This is a genomic window from Paraburkholderia sp. JPY465 (assembly GCF_050436725.1).
Classification (GTDB): Bacteria; Pseudomonadota; Gammaproteobacteria; order Burkholderiales; family Burkholderiaceae; genus Paraburkholderia; species Paraburkholderia youngii.
Window position 1 is genome coordinate 804,798 of sequence record NZ_JBNDMT010000002.1, and the last position, 22,930, is coordinate 827,727.

Genomic DNA, 22,930 nt, shown 5'->3' on the forward strand with positions numbered 1-22,930 from the left:
GTGTTGTTCAACTGTGGCGCAGATCGAGCGTGAACGGAAACTCGAGGCTGCGTTGCGGTCGGCCCACGGCGAGCGGCCCCGGCGTATGACCCGACGCGAAGAAACGCGCGCGTCGCCGGCTTTCCGCCTCGTAGGCGTTGACCGGGAAGGTCTGATAGTTGCGTCCGCCCGGATGAGCGACATGATACTGACATCCGCCGAGCGAGCGGCCGCTCCAGGTGTCGACGAGGTCGAACGTGAGCGGCGCGTGTACGCCGATCGTCGGATGCAGCGCCGACGCTTGCGACCACGCGCGAAAACGCACGCCGGCCACGTACTCGCTGACACGGCCGGTCGGTTGCAGCGGCACCGGCACGCCGTTGACGCTGAGCACGTGACGATTGCCGTTCAACCCGAGCGCGCGCACTTCGAGCCGCTCGACCGACGAATCAACATAGCGCACCGTGCCGCCGGCGGAGCCCTCCTCGCCCATTACGTGCCACGGTTCGAGCGCGTTGCGGATCGTCAGATCGATGCCGCTCAGCGTCATCTCGCCGACGAGCGGAAAGCGGAATTCGAAATGCGGCGCGAACCATGCGCTATCGAACGCGAAGCCCGCTTCGCCGAGTTCGGCGAGCACGTCGTCGAAATCCATCTTCACGAAGGTGCCGAGCAGGAAGCGGTCGTGCAGCTCGGTGCCCCAGCGGGTGAGCCGCTGCGTGTACGGGATGCGCCAGAACCGCGCAACGAGGGCGCGCAGCAGCAATTGCTGCACCAGACTCATGCGCGCGTGCGGCGGCATCTCGAAGCCGCGCAGTTCCAGCAGACCGAGGCGGCCTGCGGGTCCGTCGGGCGAATACAGCTTGTCGATGCAGAACTCGGCGCGGTGTGTGTTGCCGGTCACGTCGATCAGGATGTTGCGCAGCGCGCAATCGATCATCCACGGCGGCAGGTGGCTGCTGTCGCGGCCGCCGAGCAGATCGACCTGCCGTTGCAACTCGGCGAACGCGATTTCGAGTTCGTAGAGCTGGTCGTTGCGCGCTTCGTCGACGCGCGGTGCCTGGCTCGTCGGTCCGATGAACAACCCCGAAAATAGATACGACAGCGACGGATGGTTGTGCCAGTACGCGATCAGGCTCGCGAGTAGATCGGGCCGGCGCAGGAACGGACTGTCGGCCGGCGTCGCACCGCCAAGCACGAAGTGATTGCCGCCGCCGGTGCCGGTGTGGCGCCCGTCGAGCATGAACTTCTCGCTGCTCAGATAGCTGTGCGCGGCCGACTGATACAGGTACTCGGTGTGATCGACGAGCTCGTCCCAGTTCGCGGCAGGATGAATGTTGACTTCGATCACGCCGGGGTCGGGCGTCACCTGCAGCACTTTCAGACGCGGATCGCGCGGCGGCGGATAGCCTTCGAGCACGATCTGCATCTTCAGCTCCGCGGCCGTCGCTTCGACCGCGGCAAGCAGGTCGAGATAGTCGTCGAGGTCGGTCAGCGGCGGCATGAAGACGTGCAGCAGCGTGCGGCCGCTGCCGAACGCATCGGCTTCGGCTTTCGGGCCGGCCGCCCGCTTCGGGTCGCGCGCCTCGACGCACACCGCGGTGCGCAACGTGTCCTTCGACGATTCGCCACGCGCCGGTGGCGATTCGCCATGACGCGGCGGCGCGTACGCGAGCACGCCGCCTTGCGGCATGCCGCTCAGCAGATCGGCCGCCGACAGCGACAGCGCGGCCGCCTGCCGCGCGCTGGCCTGTTCCTCGGCGATCTGCCGGCTCTCGCGCCCGCCTTCGTACTGCACGCGCAACTGCGCAGCCGTGCGCAACGGCTGCGGCGGCGCGAACGGATCGTGCGCGTGCTGATACGGATAGTCGGTCTTCGACACCCACGGCAGCGAATCGAGCGGCAGCCGGTAGCCCATCGGTGAATCGCCGGGGATCAGATACATGCGTTCGTCGCGGAAGAACCAGCGTCCCGTGATCCACTGCGGCGCGATGCCCGGTGCGCCGCGCTCGCGGCCGATCGGCAGCACGTAGCCGGCCGGACTCGCGAGCCCGGCGTCGAACACGCGCCGCAGCCGCACGCGTTCGAGCTCGTCGTCGAGGCGCGCGTCGAACGGATCGACGTTGACCGGCAGGCGACGCTCGCGCCACAGGTAGTACCAGGTGTCCTCGTAGCCGGGCTGGATGCAGTCCGCGTCGAGCGACAGCTTCGCCGCCAGATGCGCGATGAAGCGTTGCGCGTCGCCGGCCGTGTAGCGGCCCGGCTCGCGTTCATCGGCGAACAGGGCCGGGTTGTGCCAGCATGGCTCGCCGTCGGCGCGCCAGTACAGCGACATCGCCCAGCGCGGCAGTTGCTCGCCCGGATACCACTTGCCCTGGCCGATATGCAGGAAGCCGTTCGCGCCGTAGCGTTCGCGCAGCCGGTCCATCAGCGCGACCGCGTAGCCGCGCTTGGTGGGTCCAAGCGCGTCGGTGTTCCATTCGGCGGCGTCGCGATCACGCACCGACACGAAGGTCGGCTCGCCGCCCATCGTCAGTCGCACATCCATGTCGGCGAGTTCGTAGTCGACCCGCGCGCCCATCTTCAGCACATCGTGCCAAGCGGCTTCGCTGTACGGCTTCGTGACGCGCGGCGACTCCAGCACGCGTTCGATCGACATCGAGTGTCCGAACTCGACCTCGCATTCGTCGACCGCGCCCGAGATCGGCGCCGCGCTGCCCGGCTCCGGCGTGCAGGCAACCGGAATATGGCCTTCGCCCGCGAGCAGCCCCGAGGTCGGATCGAGCCCGATCCAGCCCGCGCCCGGCAGATAGACCTCGCACCACGCGTGCAGGTCAGTGAAGTCGACCTCGGTGCCGCTCGGGCCGTCGATCGATTTGACGTCGGGCGCGAGCTGCAGCAGATAGCCGGACACGAAACGCGCCGCGAAGCCAAGTTGCCGCAGCGTCTCGACGAGCAGCCAGCCCGTATCGCGGCACGAGCCCGATGCGTTGACTAGGGTTTCCTCGGGCGACTGCACGCCCGGCTCCATCCGGATCAGATAGCGGATCTCGCGTTGCAGCCGCTGGTTCAGCGCCACCAGGAAGTTCGCGGTGCCGGCCGGCGTGCGGTCGATGCTCGCGACGAACTCGGCGAAGCGCGGGGTCATCGGCCGCTTCACGCAGTAGGGCGCGAGTTCGGCTGCGAGTTCCGGCGCGTAGTCGAACGGAAACTGCTCGGCCGATGGTTCGAGGAAGAAGTCGAACGGGTTGTAGACGGCCATCTCGGCGACCAGATCGACGCTCACCTTGAACTCGCGCGTCTGCTCGGGAAACACGAGCCGCGCCTGATAGTTGGCGAACGCGTCCTGCTGCCAGTTGATGAAGTGCCTCGCGGGTTCGACGCGCATCGAGTACGACAGGATCGGCGTACGGCAATGCGGCGCGGGCCGCAGCCTCACGACTTGGGGCGACAGCGTAACCAGTCTGTCGTAGCGGTAATGAGTGACGTGATGCAACGCGACGCGTATGGACACTCCGGACTCCTCGACGAAAGGTGCAGCCCGCCAAAAAAGCAAGCTCTATGCCGTTGCTGGACAAACCCCCATGAATCGCTTTGTGTTGCCTGAATTGCGTGTGCGTTTTGCGTATCTGTCGTCTTGCCGTTGCGCTGCGTCGAACCGTGCACCAAAGCGGCGCAGCACCGATGCACGATCATGACCGTACTGTGCGTTAAAGCGGTGACATCTGGCAATCGCGGCATGAAGATTGCGATCGTTCGTCACCGCAACCGACATCGCACTGATCACAAGGCCGGCCCAATGAAAACCTTCCACTGCAATCGCTGCGCGCAACTGCTGTTCTATGAGAATGTCCGCTGCGAGCGCTGCGAGTCGCTGCTCGGCTATCTGCCCGAACTGCGCGAAATCAGCGCGTTCGAAGACGCCGGCGACGGCCGCTGGCGCAGCCTGCATCCGGAGGCCAACGGCGCGCTGTTCCGGCAATGCCACAACTACGCGGTCGAAAACGTCTGCAACTGGATGATCCCCGCCGATTCGCCCGACACGCTGTGCCGCGCCTGTCAGTTGACTCGCACGATTCCGAACCTGAGCGAACCGGAAAACCGGCTCTACTGGTACCGGCTCGAAGTCGCGAAACGGCGTCTGCTGTACACGCTAGGCGAGCTTGGCCTAGATGTGCAATCGCGCGACGCGGACCCCGAGCGCGGTCTCGCCTTCGAATTTCTCGCCGACGGCGGCGATGGCGAGCCGGTGATGACCGGTCACGACAACGGGCTGATCACGCTGAACATCGCCGAGGCCGACGACGCACATCGCGAGAAAGTGCGCACCGCGATGGGCGAGCCGTACCGCACGCTGCTCGGCCACTTCCGCCACGAGACCGGCCACTACTTCTTCAGCCAGCTGATCGAAAACGAGCCGCGCTGGCTCGAACCGTTTCGCAAGCTGTTCGGCGACGAGCAGGCCGACTACGGCGAAGCGCTGAGCGCCTACTATCGCGACGGCGCGCCGGCCGACTGGCAGGCGTCGTACATCAGCGCGTACGCAACGATGCATCCGTGGGAAGACTGGGCGGAGACGTGGGCGCACTATCTGCTGATCGTCGATGTGCTCGATACCTCGACGTCGTACGGACTCGCGCTGCTGCCCGACGATCCGAGCGAGCCGACTCTGACCGACCGCACGCCGGTCGAGGATGCGAGCTTCGGCAATCTGATGAAGCGCTGGTTTCCACTCACGTATGCACTGAATAGCCTGAACCGCAGTCTCGGCATGCCCGACGGCTATCCGTTCACGCTCGCCGCCCCAGTGGTCGACAAGCTGCGCTTCGTGCATCGCGTAATCACGGCGGCGGGCGGCAAGCGCGACCAGCGAGGCGACCGCGAGCACATGAGCGCATGAAAGCGCCCACTGCCGGATCACCCGGCAGCGGGCTTTCATCACACGATCAGCGCTTCAGTACGCCACATAAGGCCCCTTCCCACCCGGCGTCGACTGCTGCTCGATCGCCGCATAGACGTCGCGGCCATAGAAGAACGGCAGCCCCCAATCGAACACCGTCGACGTGACGAACGCCGGTCCCGCGAGCATCGGCAATGCCGAGTCGCCGCTATACGTCTGCGCGATCGACGTCGCATTGCCGATGCTGAACGTCACCGCGCTCGTCGTGCCGTTCACGCCTTCGATCATCGCGCTCAACTGCTGCGTCGAGCTCGGGCAGTAATACGCGCTGTTCGGACTCGCGCAGGCCGGCATCAAGGTGGTCTGGAAGAAGAGTCCCGTCGAGCCGCTGTCCATAATGCTGCGCGTATAGGTGGTGCCGTTCTGCACCGTCGTGAACGTGCCGTTCGACGGACTCACGCCGATCACCTGCGCCGCGCCGAGCGCATTGTTGCTCTGCGTGCCGATGCCGAACACGAGCTGCCCCGACACCGATCGCGCGCCGCCCGACACGGTCGGCAGACTGAGCATCGAGCCGTTGTTGTCGGTCGCGAAGTACGGCACCGGATTGGCGACCTGATACGTCTCCGCGAGCGGAATCGACGTGCAGCTCGCGCCGCTGCAACCGTAGTAGGTAGCGGGAATCGCCTGCTGCGCGCAGTTCGCGCCACAGTCGTTCTTGAACACGCCGATGCCGAGAATGCCGTTGGCCTGCAAGGTGGCCGGCGTATTGCGAGGCGCGCCGACGGCCGCGCAATCGCCCGGCAGCGATGCGTAGCCCGGATCGATCACCTGGATCGGCAGCGACGCGGCTTTCTCGCCGGCGATCTGCACATCGGCGAGCTTCACCGCGCCCCACGTATAGCCGTCGAAGAACTGCATGCATTCGGCGACGAGATTGCCCGCGCCGTCCTTCTGCTGCGGCAGGCTCATCGACGCGGGCAGTTGCGACGCGAACACGCGCACGCCCCATGAGCCGGTATCGACGAGCACATGATCGATCGTCTGACAGTTACTCGTGCCGGGCGCGCAGATCGTGATGCTGACGAACGGCATGTTCGGCACGTTGCTGATGCCCGAGTCGACCGTCACGCGCACCGCGTTGGCGGCCAGCACCTGCGGCGACGGCGACGTATTGGTCACGGTCGAGCCCGATGAACCGGGCGAGCCGCCGGACGTGCTCGAATTAGCCGTGGTGCTCGCGCTGCCGCCGCCACCGCCCCCGCCGCCGCACGCGCTCAACAGCAGCGCCAGAACCATGACGGGCGTCGCGCCCAGCCGAGTCATCCACGAAGACCTGGATCGCATGATTCGCTCCGTTATTGAATGACGCTGACGTCGACGCCGGCGGGCACCGCCTGCGGCAGATACGCGTAGCCGGTGAAGGCGCGCAGATGGCCGCTCGAGAACACCACGAGATCGCTGTTCGACACCGCGAGCGGCACGCCGCGACGCGTCGCGCTGGCGGCGACGTAGGCGTCGAACGATGCGCCGAGCATCGCCTTCAGATCGGGCAGCGTCGGGCCATCCCATGCGACGCCGAACACGATGCCGTTGGCCGCCACAAATTCGCGCACCTGGGTGCCGGACGGCAGCGTCAGCGCGTGCACCGAATAGGCGCCCTGCGCGCTGGCCGCATGAGCGACTGCGCGCAGGCGCGTCTGATCGCCGTCGACGGTGCTGGCGTTCTGGCCGAGCGTCGCGTGCGCGGCGAACGGCAACGCGCAGCATGCCCCGAGCACCGCGCAGGCAATGCGGGTAAGAAGCTTCGGATTCAAAAGATTTCCTTCGAGGTGAAAACGCGAAACCAGGGGCGCACACCTGATCGGCCAGGCCGGGTTGCCTTCACGCCGGTCGGGCTGCGTGAATGCGTCTACGGAAAGGCGGGGCGAAACTTTAAGTCAGGGGAATCGCACGCGGCAATCGTTTGCTATGCGATTTGAACTTTTGGAGGTTCCGGGATCGTTCGACTACCTTCGATCCGTGCGGACAAAGTCTTTTGGCGACAATGCTTTGGTTTTCTTCTGATATTTAGAAGCAGCAGGCTGTGGAAATTTCGGCCGTCGCGTGTAAATGCTGTGAATGAGGGCAGCGCTTTTTTATCGATGTAAGCGTCTGCCGAATAACGGGGCAAAAAAATCGCGGAGGGCTTGACGGCCCCCCGCGACATAGCTCGTTCGGAACTCGCGGCGTGCGCTACTTCTTTTGCTGCTGAAGAAGCGACTTCAGTTCCTGTACATTCTCCTCCACGCGTTTCGCGATCACCGCATACGACTCCGCCTGCGTCTGATACGCGGCTTGCGCGAGTTGCTGCATATCGGCGAGCGATTTGTGCAGGCTCTGCTGGATCAGCTCCGCGGTTTTGCTCGACGGCGCGGCGCCGGCCGCGGTGAGTTGCGCAGTCAGCGACTGCAGTTCGCCCAGCGTGCTGCGCAGCATCTCGGCCTGTTTCTGCGCGAGCGACTGCATCCCCTGGAATGCTGTCTGATTCGCCTGAACCAGCGCTTCCATGTCCTTACGGCGTGCTTCCATGATGGCGGGTACGTCGAAGCCGGGGAGCTTGAACTGTTCCAGCATTTTGGTCAGATCGCCAAACGGATTGGCTGCATCGGGTCGGTCCATGCGAAATCCTCCTTGCGGTTGAAGACTCATCGCCTCTGCGCCGCCCGCACCAGGCGCGACGCCGATGCCGGCGGCTGCGTGTGCCGCGCCTGCCGCCACAGCGAGACGCTTTTGGGGGTCGCACGGCACATCGCAGCAATCATGCGCGATCCGGCTGCGTTGCGCCAGCGGCGCTCACCCTGACGCGCATTCGTGGACGCTGACGTGCATCGCGTCGAAGTTCGCGGCGCGCGCTTCGCGCATGCGAGCGCAATCGAGCGATCGGTGCGTTGCCGCCTCTCGCCGATGGGTGGAAGCGCTCCCGCAGCCCCGCTCCGTGCGGCTTTGCGCGACTTCGTTGCCTGTCCCACATTGGCGCTTCACTGGCGCTTTCCATCTTCGGTCAGGTGATTACGATAGGAGCTCCGCAACATCAGGACAGGGTGAAGGAATGCGCTATCCAATGGACATGGCCATTGCCGCCGCCTTGCTCGTGTTCGTGCTGTGCTGCATCGTCAAGCTCGCTTTGAACTGATCGGCGGCTGGATCTCCGCGCCTTCTCTCTTCGCCATCCCCTCCCCGCCGTTTCGTGTCGCGCTTCGCTGCGGCTGCCCGCGCTTCGCGCCTTCATGTCGCCGTGACATCGCTCGAAATAATTGTTGAATGGAGTTCGGCGGCCCGCGCGCCCATACTTCGTTCGCTGCCGGTGCGTGACGAATCACAGACGCATGAGATCGAAAGGCTTCACGTGCGAATCCCTTCGCCGATGATCGACGATCCCACGGTTGCCCGATCATCGGCGCTGGACTCGAACCAACTGGCACCGCGTGCCGACGACAGGATCATCATGTTGACTTCAGTGAACTTCATCAAAAAGAACGCCGCCCGTTTCACCTGCATGGCACTCGTGTGCGGCAGCGCGCTGCTGAGCGGCTGCGCCGGCGCCAGCGTCACGAATCTGAGCGCGACGAGCACGTCCGCGACGGCCGACGCAGGCACACAGTCGACGATGCATCCGGACACGATCTACGTGTACACGTTCGATGCCGATCCGCAGCAGGTCAAGCTCGATCACAGCGGCCTGCTGCAGAAACTGAAGACGCAGATGTCGGGTTCGACGGACGCGCAGAAGCAGGTTGCCGATGCCGCCCAGGTGCGCGAGCAGGTCGCCGACGAGATCGTCCATCAGCTGCAGGCGATGGGTCTGCACGCGGTGCGCACCGACGCGCCGGTGCCCGCCGGCCAGAACGTGCTGCTCGTGCAAGGCAGATTCGAGACGATCGACGCCGGCAATCGCCGCCGCCGTACGCTGATCGGCCTCGGCGCCGGCAAGAGCGAGGTGAGCAGCGCGGTGCAGATCGTCTACCAACCCGCGGGGGGCGCGCCGCGCGTCGTGCAGAGCTTCACGGCCAACGCGGACAGCGGCAAGATGCCGGGCATGGTCGAAACCGCCGGGGTCGGCGCGGCGGCCGGCACCGTCGCGACCGCGGCAGCGGCCGGCGCGGGCCTGCACGGCGTGACTGAAACGAAGCGCGCGGGCGTGTCGGACGATGCCAGGCGCCTCGCCGATGCGGTCGCGAAACAGATCGCGCAGTTCGGCGTCGAAGCCGGCTGGATGCAGACCGCGCGGAAAAGCTGAGCGGTTGAGCGCGGCGGGCTGCGCGCCCGGCTGAAAAGTGCGGCGGCGCGGAGAGATGTCCGCGCCGCCGCGTTTTTTTGTCGACGCGAGCGCCGTCGTTAACCGCGCCACAGCCGTCGCAACAATGCGAGCAGCGTGGCGGGCGCGGTGCCCTTCTGGCAATAGCCGTCGAAATTGTGGCGCTCGCGGCCGGTTTCCCTCACGTGATCTTCGTCCAGCGACGTGAACGCGACGATGCCGAGGCTGTGCGTCGGCAGATAGCGGCGCAGCGCGCTCGCCGTTTCATAGCCGTCGCGCTCCGGCATCATGATGTCGAGTACGACGACGTCGGGAACCCAGTTGCGCACGCAGCGCAGCGCCGCCGTGCAGCCGGTCGCGGCGCGCGCCTCGACGCCCTCGTAGGACAGCCAGGTGGCAAGGGCTTCGGCGGCGCTCTCGTTGTCGTCGACGACGAGCACGCGCGGCACGTCGTGCAATAACTGGACCTCTCGGGCGCTCCATCTCTGGCAGGTAGTCGAATTTCGTGACATGTATGGCGGCCTGCGATTAAACCTTTGGGCGGGTAGCAAACGCTGTACCGTCCTCGCGGAGCCGTCAAACCGCGCATCACGGCATCATGACGCCATCGGAAATACCCACTTTTGCCATCTGTTCTGTAAATCGTTGCAGTTCTTCAATAGGAACGATTCGCATTTGAACGATAATCCGCCCGGACCTTTCGTTCCTTGCGCGGACCGGACCCAAGGTGCGCCGCGTACGTTCCTGTGGTCGATCAGCACCGACTTCCGATCGTCAGACGCACAGTCGGTCGCAGGTGCAAGGAGACTCGCAGGCATGACAAAAACGCTGCCAGGTTTTCGGGCCTGGCAGCGTTTTAGCATTTACGCGCGAATTGAACGGCGTGGCGCCGCCCCGCGTCACTCGACCGGCGGTTCGCCTTCGGGTTTCTTTTTCGGCCGCTGCGCATCAGCGGCGCGCTGCGGCAGCTTGCTCTTTTCGTTATCGCTGTGCTTGACGGGCTGGGGATGATTGAACTGTTCGTCGACGACTTTCATGGTGTGCCTCCGTGCCAACGCAACACAACACAACTCTCAACTCAACACAAACAACACTCATGAATGTTCGGCGGACCGCTCGGTCTCGCCCGTGCCTGCGACTGCGGCCGGCGCATCGGCTGCCGCGCCCATCGTCACCAGCACGCTGCACGTCACGCGGTCGAGCAACAGCCCGTCGTGCCGGCCGCCCCACCATCGCGCGAGTCCGTGACTGCGACGATGACCGACGACGACCAGATCGGCCTTCAGGTCGTTAGCGAAAAACGGAATCTCATCGAGTGGTTCACCGATCGCGAGATGACCAGTCGCGCGAATTCCGCGCGCGGCGAGTTTCTGCAAGCCCTCGTTGAGCAGCGCTTTGGCGGATTCGTTGATGAAATCGACCGGCACTGCGGACGTGATGTCCGCGCCCTGCATCCACGCCGTATTGTTGAGCACGGAAAGCAGGTGCACTTCCGCGTTCAGATCTTGCGCGAGAGCGGCACCGTCCTTCAACGCGTGTTGTCCTTCGCGTGTTCCGTCGTAGCAGAGAAGAATGCGCTTGAAGCTCGACATGAGAACCTCCTTGCGCCGCGCGGCAAGTCATCAATTAATTATATGTCAGTGGCCACCGAATCCCTGCCCTGGAATAGCGAAATGCGCCGGAACCGTTCGCGCTCGCGTTCCTCGTTGAAGATCGACAGCGAGGGTTTGACGAGATCGTGGCGTGACACGATGCCGATCAGCCGATAAGTGGATGTATCGGCGACGACCGGCACGCGATCGAGCGAACGCGCGGCCAGACGCGCGGCGACGTGCCGGCAGGTCTCTTCCGGCAACGCGATGTCGAGCCGCTCGCTCGCGAAGTTCGCATCGCTCGCGCACAACTCTCCGACCGTCGCCGTCGCGCGACACTCGTCGAGCGCCGCGCTCAGCATCCCCCGATCCGCCATGCCGACGAGCCGCCCCGCCTGCACCACCGGGTACGCGCGATGAATCTGCGTCGAGCCGAAGTACTGTGCGAGCGCGTCGGCGACGCTGAGGCTCGAATCGATCGTCTTTACCGTGCGCGTCATCACTTCATCCACGTGATGACGTTCGAGCGGATCGATGCCGTACTCGCGATAGATGTGGTACCCGCGTCGCGCGATCTTCTCCGTCAGAATCGAGCGGCGCATGAACAGCACCGTGAAGCCGTACGACACCGCGGCGGCGGTCAACAGCGGCAGCAATGCATTCGCGTCGTGCGTCAGTTCGAACGCGAACACGACGGCCATGATCGGCGCGCGCATCATGCCGCCGAGCGCCGCCGCCATGAACACCAGCGGCCAGACCGCGGGGTCGCCGCCCGGCATCGCCGGACCGAGCACCGCGCCGACGCCCGCGCCCATCATCAGCAATGGCGCGAGCACGCCGCCGGACGTGCCCGAGGCCAGCGCGATCACCCAGATCACCGCCTTGACCAGCACGATCGCCAGCACGACCTTCACGGCGAGGTGATGCATCAATAGATCGCCGATCACGTCATAACCGACACCCAGCGTGCGCGGCTGAAAATAGCCGCCGATGCCGACCGCGATGCCGCCGAGCGCGGGCCACCACATCCAGTGAAACGGCAGCCGCGCGAACGCGTCCTCGACCTTGTAGAGCAGCGTCGACAATCCCCACGACAGCGCGCCGCCGATCAGCCCCGCGAGCGCGCACGACGCAAGCCCGAGCGCGCCGAGCGGCAAGGTCTGCAGCGGAAACAGCGGACCGCTGGCCAGAAATAGCGGCCGCGAAAAACCCGCCACCGCGCACGACACCGCAACCGGCAGCAGACTACGCGGCCGCAATTCGAAGAGCAGCAACTCGACCGCGAGCAACACGGCGGCGACCGGTGTGCCGAACACCGCGGTCATGCCGGCGACCGCACCCGCGACCAGCAGCGTTTTGCGCTCGCTGCTCGACAGATGGAAGAACTGCGCGATCAACGACCCGAGCGCGCCGCCCGTCATGATGATCGGCCCTTCGGCGCCGAACGGTCCGCCGCTGCCGATCGCGATCGCCGACGCCAATGGCTTCAGCACGGCGACCTTCGGCGACATTTTGCTCTTGCCGAACAGGATCGCTTCGATCGCTTCGGGAATACCGTGCCCGCGAATCTGCTCCGATCCGAAGCGCGCCATGAGCCCGACGATCAGACCGCCAACCACCGGCACGACGATCACCCACAGCCCTAGCATATGACTGCGCGGCGAGCGGTCCGCGATCGACAGCGTCTGAAAGAAGAACAGGTTGGTGAAAAAGCGGATCAGGTGCAGCAGGAAGTCCGCGGCGAAGGTGCTCAACAAGCCGACCACGGCGGCAATCACCGTGATTCGCAGAAGCCGGGTATCGGTGGCGAAGTCGCCTTTTGACGCGTGGGTCTGCACTGCCGCTCCTCATGGTCGGATCGAGATAGGGAATGGGTGTGCCGTCGTAACAGCATCGCGCGCGCATTAGCCGTACCTGAACGCATGCGCTTGTTCGGCGCGGCGATCAGGAACGCCGCGGGCTATGACTCCGGCCACAGAAAGAAAACATGAGCAGCGTTTGCCGCGGGATCGACTGGCAAACCATGGCTGTGCGACCGAGGGGTCCATGCCTCGTGCGGCGAACCGTTCGGCCATTTCACGAGCACCACCGCTCCACTGGACAACTGGTCGACAACGGTGCCGCCATACACGCCGATCACTTTGCTTCGCACCCCGGTGTCGCGCGACGCGGCACATGGGTCGCGCATCGGCTGCTGGTATCGTCCGGTTTCCTGCGCAGGTGAGAACGCATGGGCAAGCGGGACGGCGCAAACCGAAATAACGAGGATTGCGAAGCGTCGACGCGACGTCAATCGTTTCATCGCGATTCCCTCGACGAACTACAGCCCCCAGATGATGTCCGCGTCCGAGTCGCGCGCCGCACGCATCATGTCCAGAAACGGCCATGCGCGCTGCGACAGCCGGTTGCGCGACTCGCGCTGATTACTCGTTGAACAGTGCAATGCTTCGAGCGTCGTTTCCGCGGCCGCGTCTTCGGTGATGGCGGCTTCGAGACGATCGATCGCGCGGACCAGCTCGTCGTGGCTGATGACGCCCCGCTCGCCGAGCCGCTTGCCGATCAGGCCTAGCAGATATTGCGCGAGATCCCTCAGCATGACGACGTCCGGCGACGCCGTCGATTGAAATGTGATCATCATGATGGCTCCCTTATCGGTCTATCAGGCAACCGGCCAACGAGTGCTGCCAATCGGTCACCATCATTTTATATCACAACGTGATAAACAGGAACGTGCGGCTTGGCGATTTGGGGCCAGGCTGAAGGACGTCGGCCCGCGCTCGACTGTCTGCGATATGCGACAGATTTCGCGTGTCGGGCGGGGGCTGGAGAACTTTTTATATCATATTGAAATATAATCATGACCAGACTGTATTCGCGTTGCCAGGGTTTCCCCGGTAATGTCGGGCCCGGCATCATCGACTACTTTCCGCTCCTATCTTGTCCCGCTCTCCTGCTCTCGGCTGGCTTGCCAGCTTTCTCCCCGCACCGGTCACCGTGAAGTGGCACGAGCGTGCGCGTTCGTGCCTCGGCGCCCTGCTCGGCATCGCGTTCACCGGCGGTCTGATGTATCTGCTGCTCGGCCCCACCGCCAACATTCCGCTGCTGGTCGCGCCGATGGGCGCCTCCGCAGTGCTGCTGTTCGCGGTGCCCGCGAGCCCGCTCGCGCAGCCGTGGTCGATCATCGGCGGCAACCTCGTGTCCGCGACGGTCGGCGTGACCTGCGCGATGCTGATCGGCGATCCGACGCTCGCGGCCGCGCTCGCGGTGGCGCTGTCGATCTCCGGCATGTTCGCGCTGCGCTGCGTGCACCCGCCGTCGGGCGCGGTCGCGTTGACCGCGGTGCTGGGCGGCCCGGTCATTCATGCGCTCGGCTACCGCTTCGTGCTCGAACCGATCGCGATCCAGTCGGCCGCGCTGCTGTTCGCGGCGCTCGTCTATCACGCGGCAACCGGCCATCGCTATCCGCATGCGGGACGCCAGGACCGCGCGACGCCGAACCAGGCCGCCGACGAAGCCGCGCGTGTCGGCTTCACCCGCGACGACGTCAAAGCCGTGCTGCGACGCCGTGACGAAATGCTCGACATCGGCACCGACGACCTCTATTCGCTGCTGCGCGAAACGCAGCTGCAGGCTTTCTCACGCAGCTTCGACGAACTGCGCTGCGAAGACGTGATGTCGCGCCATGTCGTGTCGGTGTCGCCGGGCACGCGCGCCGCCGCCGCATGGGAGCTGTTCAGGCGCCACAACGTGAAGGCGCTGCCGGTCGTCGATGTGAAGCAAAAGCTGCTCGGCATCGTCACGCGCGCCGATTTCGTCGACAGGAAAAAGTTCGGCGCGCTCGGTCCGATCCTGAACTACTTCGACGGCTGGCTGCGCGGCGATGCGCTTCGCACGTCGAACGTCGGCAGCTTGATGACCACCGACGTATGCACCGTCGCCGCCTCCGATCCGATCACGGAACTCGTGCCGATGTTCGCGAACTATGGGCACCACCATGTACCGGTGCTCGATCGCGCGGGGCGCGTGGTCGGCATGATCACGCAGGTGGACCTGATCTCCGGCCTATATCGGCAGACCGCCACCCAAGCCCGCAACGCGGCCTGATTTTCAGTTATAAGAGCAAGGAGACCTGCCGCGCGATGCCGTTGCCACGGCCGCAATCCACCCAAATACATCATGCCGTGATATATTTTCGGCTTTTCTTCTCAACGGCGGATATCTCATGAAAGTACGGACTCGCAAGCTCGTCAAGAGCGATTTCGAGCAGTTGTCGGAGTTTCGCTACCAGATGCGGCGCTTCGAGCGCTTCTCGGAGCAGGCCGCGCAGAACGAGGGCATCACGCCGTTGCAATACCTGTTGTTGCTGCATATCAAGGGCTATCCCGAGCGCGACTGGGCGACCGTCGGCGAACTCGCGGAGCGTCTGCAGGCGCAACATCACGGCGTCGTCGCACTGGTATCGCGCTGCGAGGCACTGAGTCTCGTGCGCCGCCAGGTCAGCGAAACCGATCGTCGCCAGGTTGAAGTACACATCGAAAAAGCGGGAGAACGGGTACTCGAGCGGCTCGCGGAATTGCATCGCGCCGAATTGAGATCGCTCGAAGGCTCCTTTCAGATTCCTCAGATCGACCTCGACTAACCATGAGCATGGATTCCCACAAACGCGACTTCGCGGCAAATGCACGGCTGCCCGGCATTTTCGCGCTCGCCGCGTGCATCGGCCTCGTCAGTACGTTTGCCGCTTTTGTTCTGCTGAACCTGATTCGCCTGTTCACCAACCTGTTTTTCTTCGGCACGCTGTCGTTCGTCGACCGCTCGCCCGCCACCAATACGCTCGGCATCTGGGTGATCGGCGTGCCGGTGATCGGCGGCTTGATCGTCGGACTGATGGCGCGCTTCGGCTCCGAAAAAATTCGCGGCCATGGCATTCCCGAGGCGATCGAAGCGATCCTGTTCGGCAAGAGCAGGATGTCGCCGAAAGTGGCCGTGCTCAAGCCGTTGTCGTCGGGCATCGTGATCGGCAGCGGCGGGCCGTTCGGCGCGGAAGGCCCGATCATCATGACCGGGGGCGCGCTCGGCTCGCTGATCGCGCAATGCGTGAAGGTCACGTCGGCGGAACGTAAGACGCTGCTGGTGGCCGGCGCCGCGGCCGGCATGACCGCGGTGTTCGGCACGCCGCTCGCGGCCGTGCTGCTCGCGGTCGAGCTGCTGCTGTTCGAGTGGCGCCCTCGCAGCTTCCTGCCGGTCGCGGTGGCCTGCGCGGTCGCCGGCTTCGCGCGCGCGATTTTCTTCGCTACAGGTCCGCTGTTTCTGCTGCAGACCGCCGCGCCCGATGGCTGGTCGCTGCTGTCATGCGCGGTCGCGGGCGTGTTGTCGGGCGCGCTGGCGTCCGGCCTGTCCGCCGCGCTCTACAAAGTGGAAGACCTGTTCGGCAAGCTGCCGATCCACTGGATGTGGTGGCCCGCGCTCGGCGGCATCGTCGTCGGCATTGGCGGCTGGCTCGAACCGCGCGCGCTCGGCGTCGGTTACGACGTGATCGGCGATTTGCTGCATCAGCATATCGCGGTGCAGGTCGCGCTTTTGCTGCTGACCGTGAAGGCGGTGATGTGGGTCATCGCGCTCGGCTCGGGCACGTCCGGCGGCGTGCTCGCTCCGCTGCTGATGCTCGGCGCCGGACTCGGCACGGTACTCGCGCACTGGCTGCCGGGCAGCGAGCCGGCGCTGTGGCCGCTCGTCTGCATGGCCGCGACGCTTGGCGCCACGCTCGGCGCGCCGCTGACGGCCATCGTGTTCGCGTTCGGCCTCACGCACGACGCCAACGCGCTGCTGCCTCTGCTGACGGCAACGCTGATCGCGCACGGCTTCTCCACGGTGGTGATGCGGCGCTCGATCATGACCGAGAAAATCGCGCGACGCGGATATCACATCTATCGCGAGTACGGCGTCGATCCGCTCGAGCGCCACTATGTCGACGAAGTGATGACCGCCTCGGTCGAATCGGTCGATGCAGCCACGACGGTCGGCGCAACGCTGCAAACGCTATTCGGCGCGAACCAGCTGCGCCGCGCGTATCCGGTGGTGCGCGACGGCGCCGTGATCGGCGTGGCCGACCGCCTGTCGCTCGAACGCTTCTGCGCCGAGGACCCGGAGCGCAAGCGCGCGATGACGCTCGCCGACGTGTTCGCGCAGCACAACACCGCCTTTGCGTTGTCATCCGAAACCTGCCGGCTCGTGGCGACGCGGCTCGCCGTGCTGGGACTCGAACGCCTGCCGGTGGTCGCCGATGGCAACAGCATGCGTCTGATCGGAATCGTGTCGCGCAGCGATCTGGTCAAGCCGTCGCTCGCTCACTTCGAAGAGGAACACAAACGGGAGCGGTTCCGTCGGATCGGGCCGTCGCTCGGCAAGCGGCGCTTCGCGCCGGTTCGTAAAGCCAGCTGAAAAACCGCCGCAATAGTCGAAGGCCGAGTCCCGTGAGGGCCTCGGCCTTTTTATTCGCGCATGCAGCTATTTGCCCGCGCCGCGCGACTCGACGCAACCCAGCACGAGCGTGTCGCCCGATTTCGCGCCGGGACCCAGCGCCGCGGTGTGGAAGTCCGCGTGGTCGCAATGCCATTCGGCGCGGAAGTCGCGTGGGCATGCCAGCGTCGTGCCGCCTTTGTGCAGGCCGGGCAGCGGGTAGTCGCAAGTTTCCCGTCCGTTGCAATGACGCTCGAGTTCGCGAGTCAGGTTGCCGCGCGGCGCGCCGCAATTCTCGCCATAGGTGCCCGATACGATCGTGATCGCGCGCATGGGCGCGTCAGCGTTGGCGGACACCATGAATACGCCGCTTGCTAACGCTAGCGCGGCAGGAAGGATTCCACAGAGGAAAACCCGTCCGCGCCGTGAAGTTTCCATCGGCTTCTTCACTTTTCACCTCCGTTGCCGCTATAGGCGACGCTGAACAGAAACGCGCCGCCTATAGCCAGGTATAGAGGAAAGAGCCAAACACTGCCACGCAGAAACCGATTCCTGCATGCAGTCGCGGCAAAAGCCGTTATTCGAGCGCCTTGTCGTTCGGCTGCGTGTACAGTTGCTTCAGCGAATCGCTCATCGGAAAGTCGAAGCTGATGTTCTTCGGCGGCACCGGCTTGACGAACCAACGGTCGTACATCGTGTGGATTTCGGGTCCTTTCATCACCTGTTCGAGCGTGTCGTCGACGAGCTTTCTGAACTCGGGATCGTCGCGGCGCAACATGAAGCCATACGCTTCCGACGATTGCGGCGTGCCGGTGATGATCCAGTCCGACGGCTTGGCGGTCAGCGTGCGCGTGCCGGCCAGCAACACGTCATCCATCATGTACGCGACGGCACGGCCGCTTTCGAGCGTGAGGCGCTCCGTCCTGGCGGCTTGACTGCAGACGACCTTCATAGAATAGCTCGCTTACCAGCTGGCCAATATGCTCGTCCATGCGATGCTGTGTGGTCAGCATGCCCTTGTGACTCTTCGGCAATTGTTCGAAGAGATCCTGGAAGACATTGCGTTTGAGGAGATTTTCGACCTCGTTCCCTCGTTCATCGGCCGGCGATAACCGATCGACTCGTCCAGCGCATCGGTTGTGATCGCCCACCATAACGACTCTGCGCGCCACCGCCGCGGGATCAGTAACTCGGCGCCAAACGCCTTTTCGTCGATGATGGCCAGCCTTCTCGTGGACTCGTAGACGACTATTTCGGACATGTAGTGTCCTGATGCTAGTAAATACCTCCGGTTGTTGAGCGAATGCAAACGCAAACGATTGCGGAGCATCTCACCGCTTCTCCGATAGCAGACCTCGCTATCGCGAAGACGTCTTTGCTCATACAATCGGCCCCGATCCACAACGAACTCCTACAAAGCGCACTGATCGATTAGTCGATTACCTTGTGGATTCAAGATTATTTGGCCCATACCGACACTACGTAATAGATCGACTGTGATGTGAATAACTCCTCGCTATCAGCCGATATGTCCGTACGCCAGCGCGGTATCCATATCGGCAGGGATCTTCGAAGGTACTGCCCTCCCAAACGAAAGTTCTTGCCCGCTACGCAACCGTGGAGTCTGCGCGCGCCGACACGGCAGGCAGCAAGGAGGCGCCTCACCGACGGCATCGCATTCTGTGACTTACGGGCCAGATCGTTGTGACAATCGGGCGAAGGCGGCTGTGCCTGAAGCGGTGCCTCGAACACTATCGCGTGACGGGCACCACGCTGGTGGGGGATTGATGCGTGCAACTTCTGTACAAAGGGAATACAAGGGATGACTGACTCTGCTCAATCATGGGGACTGCTCGGCGCTGATGGGTTGGCGTCGGTCCGCCGCGTCCGCACCCTCGATGTGCGGCGCCGCTGTACGACAATTCAATGAGCTGGCGGTGCCGGGCATGGGCAGTATCTGGACCGGCCGGCAGCTGCTGTGGCCGTTGCTCGGTATTGCAGCGGCAGCCATAGCGCGGGAGTCGATGCAAGTGTCGAACATCGAGGCCGCCAACGCGGTTGAGGCGCTCGCCTGCAGGATTGCGCTCGCGTCGAACAATTGGCAGCGCGATCGCCGGGTCCGCGGCACGCAGAAGCTGCGCGGCAACGAGAACCTCACCTTCCAGGCAATGCGCCGGCCGGGATTCTATGTCTCTCAGCCGATGCGCATGTCAGCAGTGCAACCGCTGCTGGCGCTGGGGCTTGTTGAGTCGGAAAGCGAGCGCTTCAACGCATACCGGCTGTCCGAGGCCGGACAGGCCTTCCTCGACACCGCATGTGATCCTTTTCCGGACTGCTGGTACGGCCACGGTGTGATCGTGACGGTCGCGAAGTGGATGACGGGCAGCAACATTGAATTCCGGGCGTGAAATGCATACGCTGCTCAACCGCGGTGAATCGGTCCATCAGTTGCAGCGCGCAATCTATACCGTCAAGATCGCGCCGGAGCGCGGGCGGCGCCGCGACGAAATGATCGCGATTTCTGGCTCCTTGACGCTGCTGACCAACCTGGTCATTGCGTGGAATACACAACGCATCCAGGCAACCCTTGATCGTTGGCGAAGCAAGGGCCAAGGGGTGGACGACGACTGGTTACGGCGGATGGGGCCAGCGCATTTTACGCATGTGAATTTCCGTGGAACGCTGACCTTTCCGATCGATCGCTATCGAGAGATGCTTCTTGATGCGGCGCCATGGCGGCGCATGGCTGGACCGTGAACCGGTTCGGTATGCACACAGACCGCAGGAGTGCAGCGCGTGGTGCGGTTTTGTTGGCCGCCCTCAATCATGCGCGCTCCGGCTAGGCGCGCGGGCGACGAAAGCGCCAGGTTTTACTGAGATGGACCCGGCGCCTCCCACCGGGGGACACTAACGCACTCACCCAGACGTGCGGAGGTTCATCATGGAAATCGACGTTCTCGGCATTGATCTAGCGAAACAGATCTTCCAGCTCCACGGCGCTGATCGTCGCGGTCGTGTTGTGCATCGGTCGAAGGTCTCGCGGAGTTCGTTCTTCGAAGCCGTACGCGCCTTGAACCCGAAGTTGGTTGTCATGGAAGCATGCAGCACTGCCCACCACTGGGGGAGGCGTTTCCAGTCGGTCGGTATCGAAGTCCGGCTGATCAGCCCGCAATATGTTGCGCCGTTCGTCAAGACAAACAAGAACGACCGCAATGATGCGGAGGCGATCGTCGAGGCTGCCAGCCGGCCCACGATGCGCTTCGTGACGATCAAATCTGTCGAGCAGCAGGATATCCAGGCAGCACATCGCATGCGCGCAATTCTGCTGCGTCATCGTACCGCGCTGATCAACCAGATACGTGGCCTGCTCGGCGAACGGGGGCTGGCTATTGCGCGCTCACCGGAAGCCTTCAGGCGCGCGATACCGGAATTGCTGCGCAGGAGCGCAGATGAACTGATCTCCTTTTGCCAGACTCTGCTCACCGAACTTCTGCAGCACATGCGCGCCATAGAGGAACGTTTTCATCTCATCGAGGCATCCATCCAGACGTTCATGAAGAAATCCGCGCTCTGCAGGAAGATCGCCGAGATCCCTGGTATTGGCCCGATTACCGCCACGGCCGTTGTCGCCGCGGTCGGCGATGCCAGGCAGTTTCGCAACGGCCGGCATCTGTCCGCCTGGCTCGGCCTCGTGCCTCGACAGTATTCGTCTGGCGGCAAGCCTCGCCTGCACGGCATCAGCCGACGCGGCGACACATACCTGCGGACCTTGCTCATTCATGGTGCTCGGGCTGTTCTGCGCTATGCACCGAAAAAAACGGATCCTCAGAGCATCTGGCTTCAAGAGCTGATGGCTCGACGCGGGCATAACTGCGCAGCGGTCGCACTGGCCAACAGGAACGCGCGGATCATCCAGGCACTGCTCAGCAGCGAAGTGAAGCGCCCCGGGTTTTCCGGAGACCGTTTTGCTTGCGTCATGCCACAGTGACAGACTCAGCGAGATTTGCATAGTAAGCGGCTTCTGCCTCGGCAGGTGGAATGTTGCCGATGGGGCCGAAGAGCCGACGATTGTTGAACCAGTCCACCCATTCGAGCGTGGCCATTTCAACGGCCTGCAGATTGCGCCACGGCCCGAGGCGGTGAATGACCTCTGCCTTGTACAAGCCATTGATCGTTTCAGCCAGCGCGTTATCGTAGGAGTCGCCCACGCTGCCCACGGATGGCTCGATGCCAGCCTCGACCAGCCGATCCGTATAGCGGATCGATACGTATTGCACGCCGCGGTCGCTGTGATGGATCAGCCCGTCCTGCTGCGCCGGCTGTCGTTCGTACAAGGCCTGCTCCAGTGCGTCCAGAACGAAGTCCGTTCGCGCCGAGCTCGAGACGCGCCAGCCGACAATGCGCCGGGCGAACACGTCGATGATGAACGCGACATAGACGAAGCCTTGCCAGCTCGATACATACGTAAAATCTGACACCCACAGCGCATTGGGCCGTTCGGCCGTGAACTGCCGCTTCACCAGATCCTTCGGGCACGGCGTCGAACCATCGCTCACTGTCGTGCGGACCGTCTTGCCCCGCACCACACCGCGCAGGCCCATCTGCTTCATCAGCCGCTCGACCGTGCAACGCGCCACGACAATGCCTTCGCGCTTCAATTGCTTCCAGACCTTGTCTGCGCCGTAGACCTGGAAGTTTTCTTCCCACACACGCTGGATCTCGTCCTTGAGCATCCTGTCGCGCTGGGCCCGCGCCGGCACCAGCTCAGGATGGGCGCGGCGGGCCACATGCGTGTAGTACGTCGACGGGGCGATTGGCAGCACCCTGCAGATCGGCTCGACCCCGTAGACGTGCCGGTGATCATCGATGAACGTGATCATCACTTCGGTCGGCGGTCGAGCTCCGCCTGTGCGAAATACGCTGACGCCTTGCGCAGGATTTCATTGACCTGCCGAAGCTCACGCACTTCCCGCTCCAGTTCCTTGATCCGATCCTGCTCCTGCGTGCTCGTGCCCGGGCGCAAACCCCGATTCCGCTCTTCCTTGCGTACCCAGCTACGCAGCGTCTCGCCCGAGCAGCCAAACTTCGCTGCGATCGACGCGATCACCTTCCATTGCGATTCGCGATCGCCTTGATGTTCCAGTACCATTCGCACAGCCCGCTCACGAACTTCCGGCGAGTACCTCGGGGACTTCTTCTTCGTGTTTTCCATAGCTCCATTTTCTCAAGAAGTGGAGTCTCCGGAAAACCCGGGGCGCTTCATCACAGGGGTTTCCTCAGGGATTGGCCGAGCCACAGCGAAGCAATTCGCCGACCGCGAGCATATGGTCTTTGGCTCTGTACCGCAGGACTACGCGAACTGGACACAGATTCCTGCCAGCGCCCTATATGGGCCTCTACTCGGCAACTAAACACTCCATCGAAGGGATGTCGGAGAGCCTGGACCATGAGACCCGACAGTTTGGCGTGCGAGTGGTCCTGGTCGAGCCTTCGTGCACCCGGACGAATCGTGAACTGAATGCCCCGAAGGCAGCGGGGCTCTTGACCGCATATGACACCGAGCGTCGCGCGGCAACAAGCTCTGTGGCAAACCACGTCAACACGGCCTCAGATCCAAGGCTCGTCGCCGATGCTACGGCAGATTGAATACTGCGCGTGACTGCACCTCGGTCTAACCTGTTTCTCACCAACGGCCTCTCATCG

Annotated in this window: 20 protein-coding genes, 2 pseudogenes and 1 other annotated feature; of the genes and pseudogenes, 8 read left to right on the forward strand and 14 right to left on the reverse strand. The window is 63.8% G+C overall.

From position 1 onward, the window contains the following. Positions 1-7: 7 nt before the first annotated feature. Positions 8-3,493 carry a DUF2126 domain-containing protein gene (locus QFZ94_RS05740; RefSeq protein ID WP_429455858.1) on the reverse strand — a complete coding sequence of 1,162 codons (3,486 nt, stop codon included), beginning with the start codon at positions 3,491-3,493 and terminating at the stop codon, positions 8-10. Positions 3,494-3,778: 285 nt separating this feature from the next. Here QFZ94_RS05740 and QFZ94_RS05745 point away from each other — a divergent pair, with 285 nt between their 5' ends. After that, entirely contained in the window at positions 3,779-4,879 is a 1,101-nt protein-coding gene (locus QFZ94_RS05745) for a zinc-binding metallopeptidase family protein (protein ID WP_429455859.1), read from the forward strand. A gap of 54 nt (positions 4,880-4,933) precedes the next feature. On the opposite strand, the gene QFZ94_RS05750 is transcribed toward QFZ94_RS05745, so the two are convergent. The 3 genes from QFZ94_RS05750 to phaP form a co-directional block, all read right to left on the reverse strand. Continuing rightward, entirely contained in the window at positions 4,934-6,226 is a 1,293-nt protein-coding gene (locus QFZ94_RS05750) for a DUF3443 domain-containing protein (protein WP_429455860.1), read from the reverse strand. 11 nt (positions 6,227-6,237) lie between these two features. After that, positions 6,238-6,696 carry a DUF2844 domain-containing protein gene (locus tag QFZ94_RS05755; protein ID WP_410851385.1) on the reverse strand — a complete coding sequence of 153 codons (459 nt, stop codon included), beginning with the start codon at positions 6,694-6,696 and terminating at the stop codon, positions 6,238-6,240. A 418-nt stretch (positions 6,697-7,114) separates the two neighbouring features. Next, entirely contained in the window at positions 7,115-7,540 is a 426-nt protein-coding gene (gene phaP / locus QFZ94_RS05760; protein ID WP_368582242.1) for a TIGR01841 family phasin, read from the reverse strand. 826 nt (positions 7,541-8,366) lie between these two features. Between phaP and QFZ94_RS05765 the strand changes: the two genes are divergently transcribed. Next, positions 8,367-9,158, forward strand: a complete 792-nt coding sequence (locus QFZ94_RS05765) for a DUF4410 domain-containing protein (RefSeq protein WP_429455861.1) — start codon at positions 8,367-8,369, stop codon at positions 9,156-9,158. A gap of 98 nt (positions 9,159-9,256) precedes the next feature. On the opposite strand, the gene QFZ94_RS05770 is transcribed toward QFZ94_RS05765, so the two are convergent. From QFZ94_RS05770 to QFZ94_RS05795, 6 genes are all read right to left on the reverse strand, one after another. Continuing rightward, entirely contained in the window at positions 9,257-9,688 is a 432-nt protein-coding gene (locus QFZ94_RS05770) for a response regulator (protein ID WP_368582240.1), read from the reverse strand. 387 nt (positions 9,689-10,075) lie between these two features. Then, positions 10,076-10,213, reverse strand: coding sequence for a hypothetical protein (locus QFZ94_RS05775; protein WP_013092287.1), 138 nt, complete (start codon positions 10,211-10,213; stop codon positions 10,076-10,078). Between the two features lie 57 nt (positions 10,214-10,270). Continuing rightward, a complete protein-coding gene (locus QFZ94_RS05780) occupies positions 10,271-10,768 on the reverse strand; it encodes a universal stress protein (RefSeq protein ID WP_368582239.1) in 498 nt (165 codons plus the stop codon). 38 nt (positions 10,769-10,806) lie between these two features. Further along, positions 10,807-12,606: a chloride channel protein gene (locus QFZ94_RS05785; protein ID WP_429455862.1), complete on the reverse strand. Its 1,800-nt coding sequence runs from the start codon at positions 12,604-12,606 to the stop codon at positions 10,807-10,809. 122 nt (positions 12,607-12,728) lie between these two features. Continuing rightward, a complete protein-coding gene (locus QFZ94_RS05790) occupies positions 12,729-13,070 on the reverse strand; it encodes a hypothetical protein (protein WP_429455863.1) in 342 nt (113 codons plus the stop codon). A gap of 18 nt (positions 13,071-13,088) precedes the next feature. Then, positions 13,089-13,406 carry a DUF1840 domain-containing protein gene (locus QFZ94_RS05795; RefSeq protein ID WP_368582237.1) on the reverse strand — a complete coding sequence of 106 codons (318 nt, stop codon included), beginning with the start codon at positions 13,404-13,406 and terminating at the stop codon, positions 13,089-13,091. Between the two features lie 299 nt (positions 13,407-13,705). Between QFZ94_RS05795 and QFZ94_RS05800 the strand changes: the two genes are divergently transcribed. The 3 genes from QFZ94_RS05800 to QFZ94_RS05810 all read left to right on the forward strand — a co-directional run bounded on the left by QFZ94_RS05800 (position 13,706) and on the right by QFZ94_RS05810 (position 17,209). Next, positions 13,706-14,872 carry an HPP family protein gene (locus tag QFZ94_RS05800; protein ID WP_429455864.1) on the forward strand — a complete coding sequence of 389 codons (1,167 nt, stop codon included), beginning with the start codon at positions 13,706-13,708 and terminating at the stop codon, positions 14,870-14,872. A 118-nt stretch (positions 14,873-14,990) separates the two neighbouring features. Further along, a complete protein-coding gene (locus tag QFZ94_RS05805; RefSeq protein ID WP_176106657.1) occupies positions 14,991-15,407 on the forward strand; it encodes a MarR family winged helix-turn-helix transcriptional regulator in 417 nt (138 codons plus the stop codon). 2 nt (positions 15,408-15,409) lie between these two features. Further along, the gene (locus QFZ94_RS05810; protein ID WP_429455865.1) at positions 15,410-17,209 is read left to right on the forward strand and encodes a chloride channel protein; all 1,800 of its coding nucleotides are present in this window, start codon (positions 15,410-15,412) and stop codon (positions 17,207-17,209) included. Between the two features lie 66 nt (positions 17,210-17,275). Here QFZ94_RS05810 and QFZ94_RS05815 read toward each other — a convergent pair whose 3' ends face one another. The 3 genes and pseudogenes from QFZ94_RS05815 to QFZ94_RS05825 all read right to left on the reverse strand — a co-directional run bounded on the left by QFZ94_RS05815 (position 17,276) and on the right by QFZ94_RS05825 (position 18,381). Continuing rightward, positions 17,276-17,560 (reverse strand): hypothetical protein, encoded by a 285-nt coding sequence (locus tag QFZ94_RS05815; protein WP_429455866.1) that lies wholly within the window; start codon positions 17,558-17,560, stop codon positions 17,276-17,278. Positions 17,561-17,804: 244 nt separating this feature from the next. Then, positions 17,805-18,146: pseudogene (locus QFZ94_RS05820) on the reverse strand (amino acid ABC transporter substrate-binding protein); the annotation flags it as partial. Continuing rightward, the gene (locus QFZ94_RS05825; RefSeq protein ID WP_410851393.1) at positions 18,097-18,381 is read right to left on the reverse strand and encodes an AAA domain-containing protein; all 285 of its coding nucleotides are present in this window, start codon (positions 18,379-18,381) and stop codon (positions 18,097-18,099) included. The pseudogene QFZ94_RS05820 and the gene QFZ94_RS05825, both read right to left, overlap by 50 nt. Positions 18,382-19,611: 1,230 nt before the next feature. Here QFZ94_RS05825 and QFZ94_RS05830 point away from each other — a divergent pair. Then, positions 19,612-19,984, forward strand: a pseudogene (locus tag QFZ94_RS05830) (Tn3 family transposase); the annotation flags it as partial. 184 nt (positions 19,985-20,168) lie between these two features. Next, positions 20,169-21,215, forward strand: a complete 1,047-nt coding sequence (locus QFZ94_RS05835; protein ID WP_429455867.1) for an IS110 family transposase — start codon at positions 20,169-20,171, stop codon at positions 21,213-21,215. Here QFZ94_RS05835 and QFZ94_RS05840 read toward each other — a convergent pair. Then, positions 21,202-22,439 (reverse strand): IS3 family transposase gene (locus QFZ94_RS05840; RefSeq protein ID WP_429455868.1). Its coding sequence is split into 2 segments (ribosomal slippage): positions 21,202-22,145 and positions 22,145-22,439, totalling 1,239 coding nucleotides; the frame shifts between segments, so codons are not numbered across the junction. The two genes, QFZ94_RS05835 and QFZ94_RS05840, sit on opposite strands and share 14 nt — an antisense overlap. After that, positions 22,033-22,149, reverse strand: a sequence feature (AL1L pseudoknot). It overlaps the preceding gene by 117 nt. Before the next feature lie 176 nt (positions 22,440-22,615). Between QFZ94_RS05840 and QFZ94_RS05845 the strand changes: the two genes are divergently transcribed. Beyond that, complete coding sequence (locus QFZ94_RS05845; protein ID WP_429455869.1) at positions 22,616-22,873, forward strand: SDR family NAD(P)-dependent oxidoreductase; 258 nt, start codon at positions 22,616-22,618, stop codon at positions 22,871-22,873. The last annotated feature ends 57 nt before the right edge of the window (positions 22,874-22,930 follow it).

What these genes read in the sequence shown, in the direction of transcription:
- QFZ94_RS05745 (WP_429455859.1), top strand. Translation starts at nt 3,779, where the DNA reads ATGAAAACCTTCCACTGCAATCGCTGCGCGCAACTGCTGTTCTATGAG.
- QFZ94_RS05750 (WP_429455860.1), bottom strand. Translation starts at nt 6,226, where the DNA reads ATGCGATCCAGGTCTTCGTGGATGACTCGGCTGGGCGCGACGCCCGTC.
- phaP (WP_368582242.1), bottom strand. Translation starts at nt 7,540, where the DNA reads ATGGACCGACCCGATGCAGCCAATCCGTTTGGCGATCTGACCAAAATG.
- QFZ94_RS05765 (WP_429455861.1), top strand. Translation starts at nt 8,367, where the DNA reads ATGTTGACTTCAGTGAACTTCATCAAAAAGAACGCCGCCCGTTTCACC.
- QFZ94_RS05770 (WP_368582240.1), bottom strand. Translation starts at nt 9,688, where the DNA reads ATGTCACGAAATTCGACTACCTGCCAGAGATGGAGCGCCCGAGAGGTC.
- QFZ94_RS05775 (WP_013092287.1), bottom strand. Translation starts at nt 10,213, where the DNA reads ATGAAAGTCGTCGACGAACAGTTCAATCATCCCCAGCCCGTCAAGCAC.
- QFZ94_RS05780 (WP_368582239.1), bottom strand. Translation starts at nt 10,768, where the DNA reads ATGTCGAGCTTCAAGCGCATTCTTCTCTGCTACGACGGAACACGCGAA.
- QFZ94_RS05790 (WP_429455863.1), bottom strand. Translation starts at nt 13,070, where the DNA reads ATGAAACGATTGACGTCGCGTCGACGCTTCGCAATCCTCGTTATTTCG.
- QFZ94_RS05795 (WP_368582237.1), bottom strand. Translation starts at nt 13,406, where the DNA reads ATGATGATCACATTTCAATCGACGGCGTCGCCGGACGTCGTCATGCTG.
- QFZ94_RS05805 (WP_176106657.1), top strand. Translation starts at nt 14,991, where the DNA reads ATGAAAGTACGGACTCGCAAGCTCGTCAAGAGCGATTTCGAGCAGTTG.
- QFZ94_RS05810 (WP_429455865.1), top strand. Translation starts at nt 15,410, where the DNA reads ATGAGCATGGATTCCCACAAACGCGACTTCGCGGCAAATGCACGGCTG.
- QFZ94_RS05815 (WP_429455866.1), bottom strand. Translation starts at nt 17,560, where the DNA reads ATGCGCGCGATCACGATCGTATCGGGCACCTATGGCGAGAATTGCGGC.
- QFZ94_RS05825 (WP_410851393.1), bottom strand. Translation starts at nt 18,381, where the DNA reads ATGGTGGGCGATCACAACCGATGCGCTGGACGAGTCGATCGGTTATCG.
- QFZ94_RS05835 (WP_429455867.1), top strand. Translation starts at nt 20,169, where the DNA reads ATGGAAATCGACGTTCTCGGCATTGATCTAGCGAAACAGATCTTCCAG.
- QFZ94_RS05845 (WP_429455869.1), top strand. Translation starts at nt 22,616, where the DNA reads ATGGGCCTCTACTCGGCAACTAAACACTCCATCGAAGGGATGTCGGAG.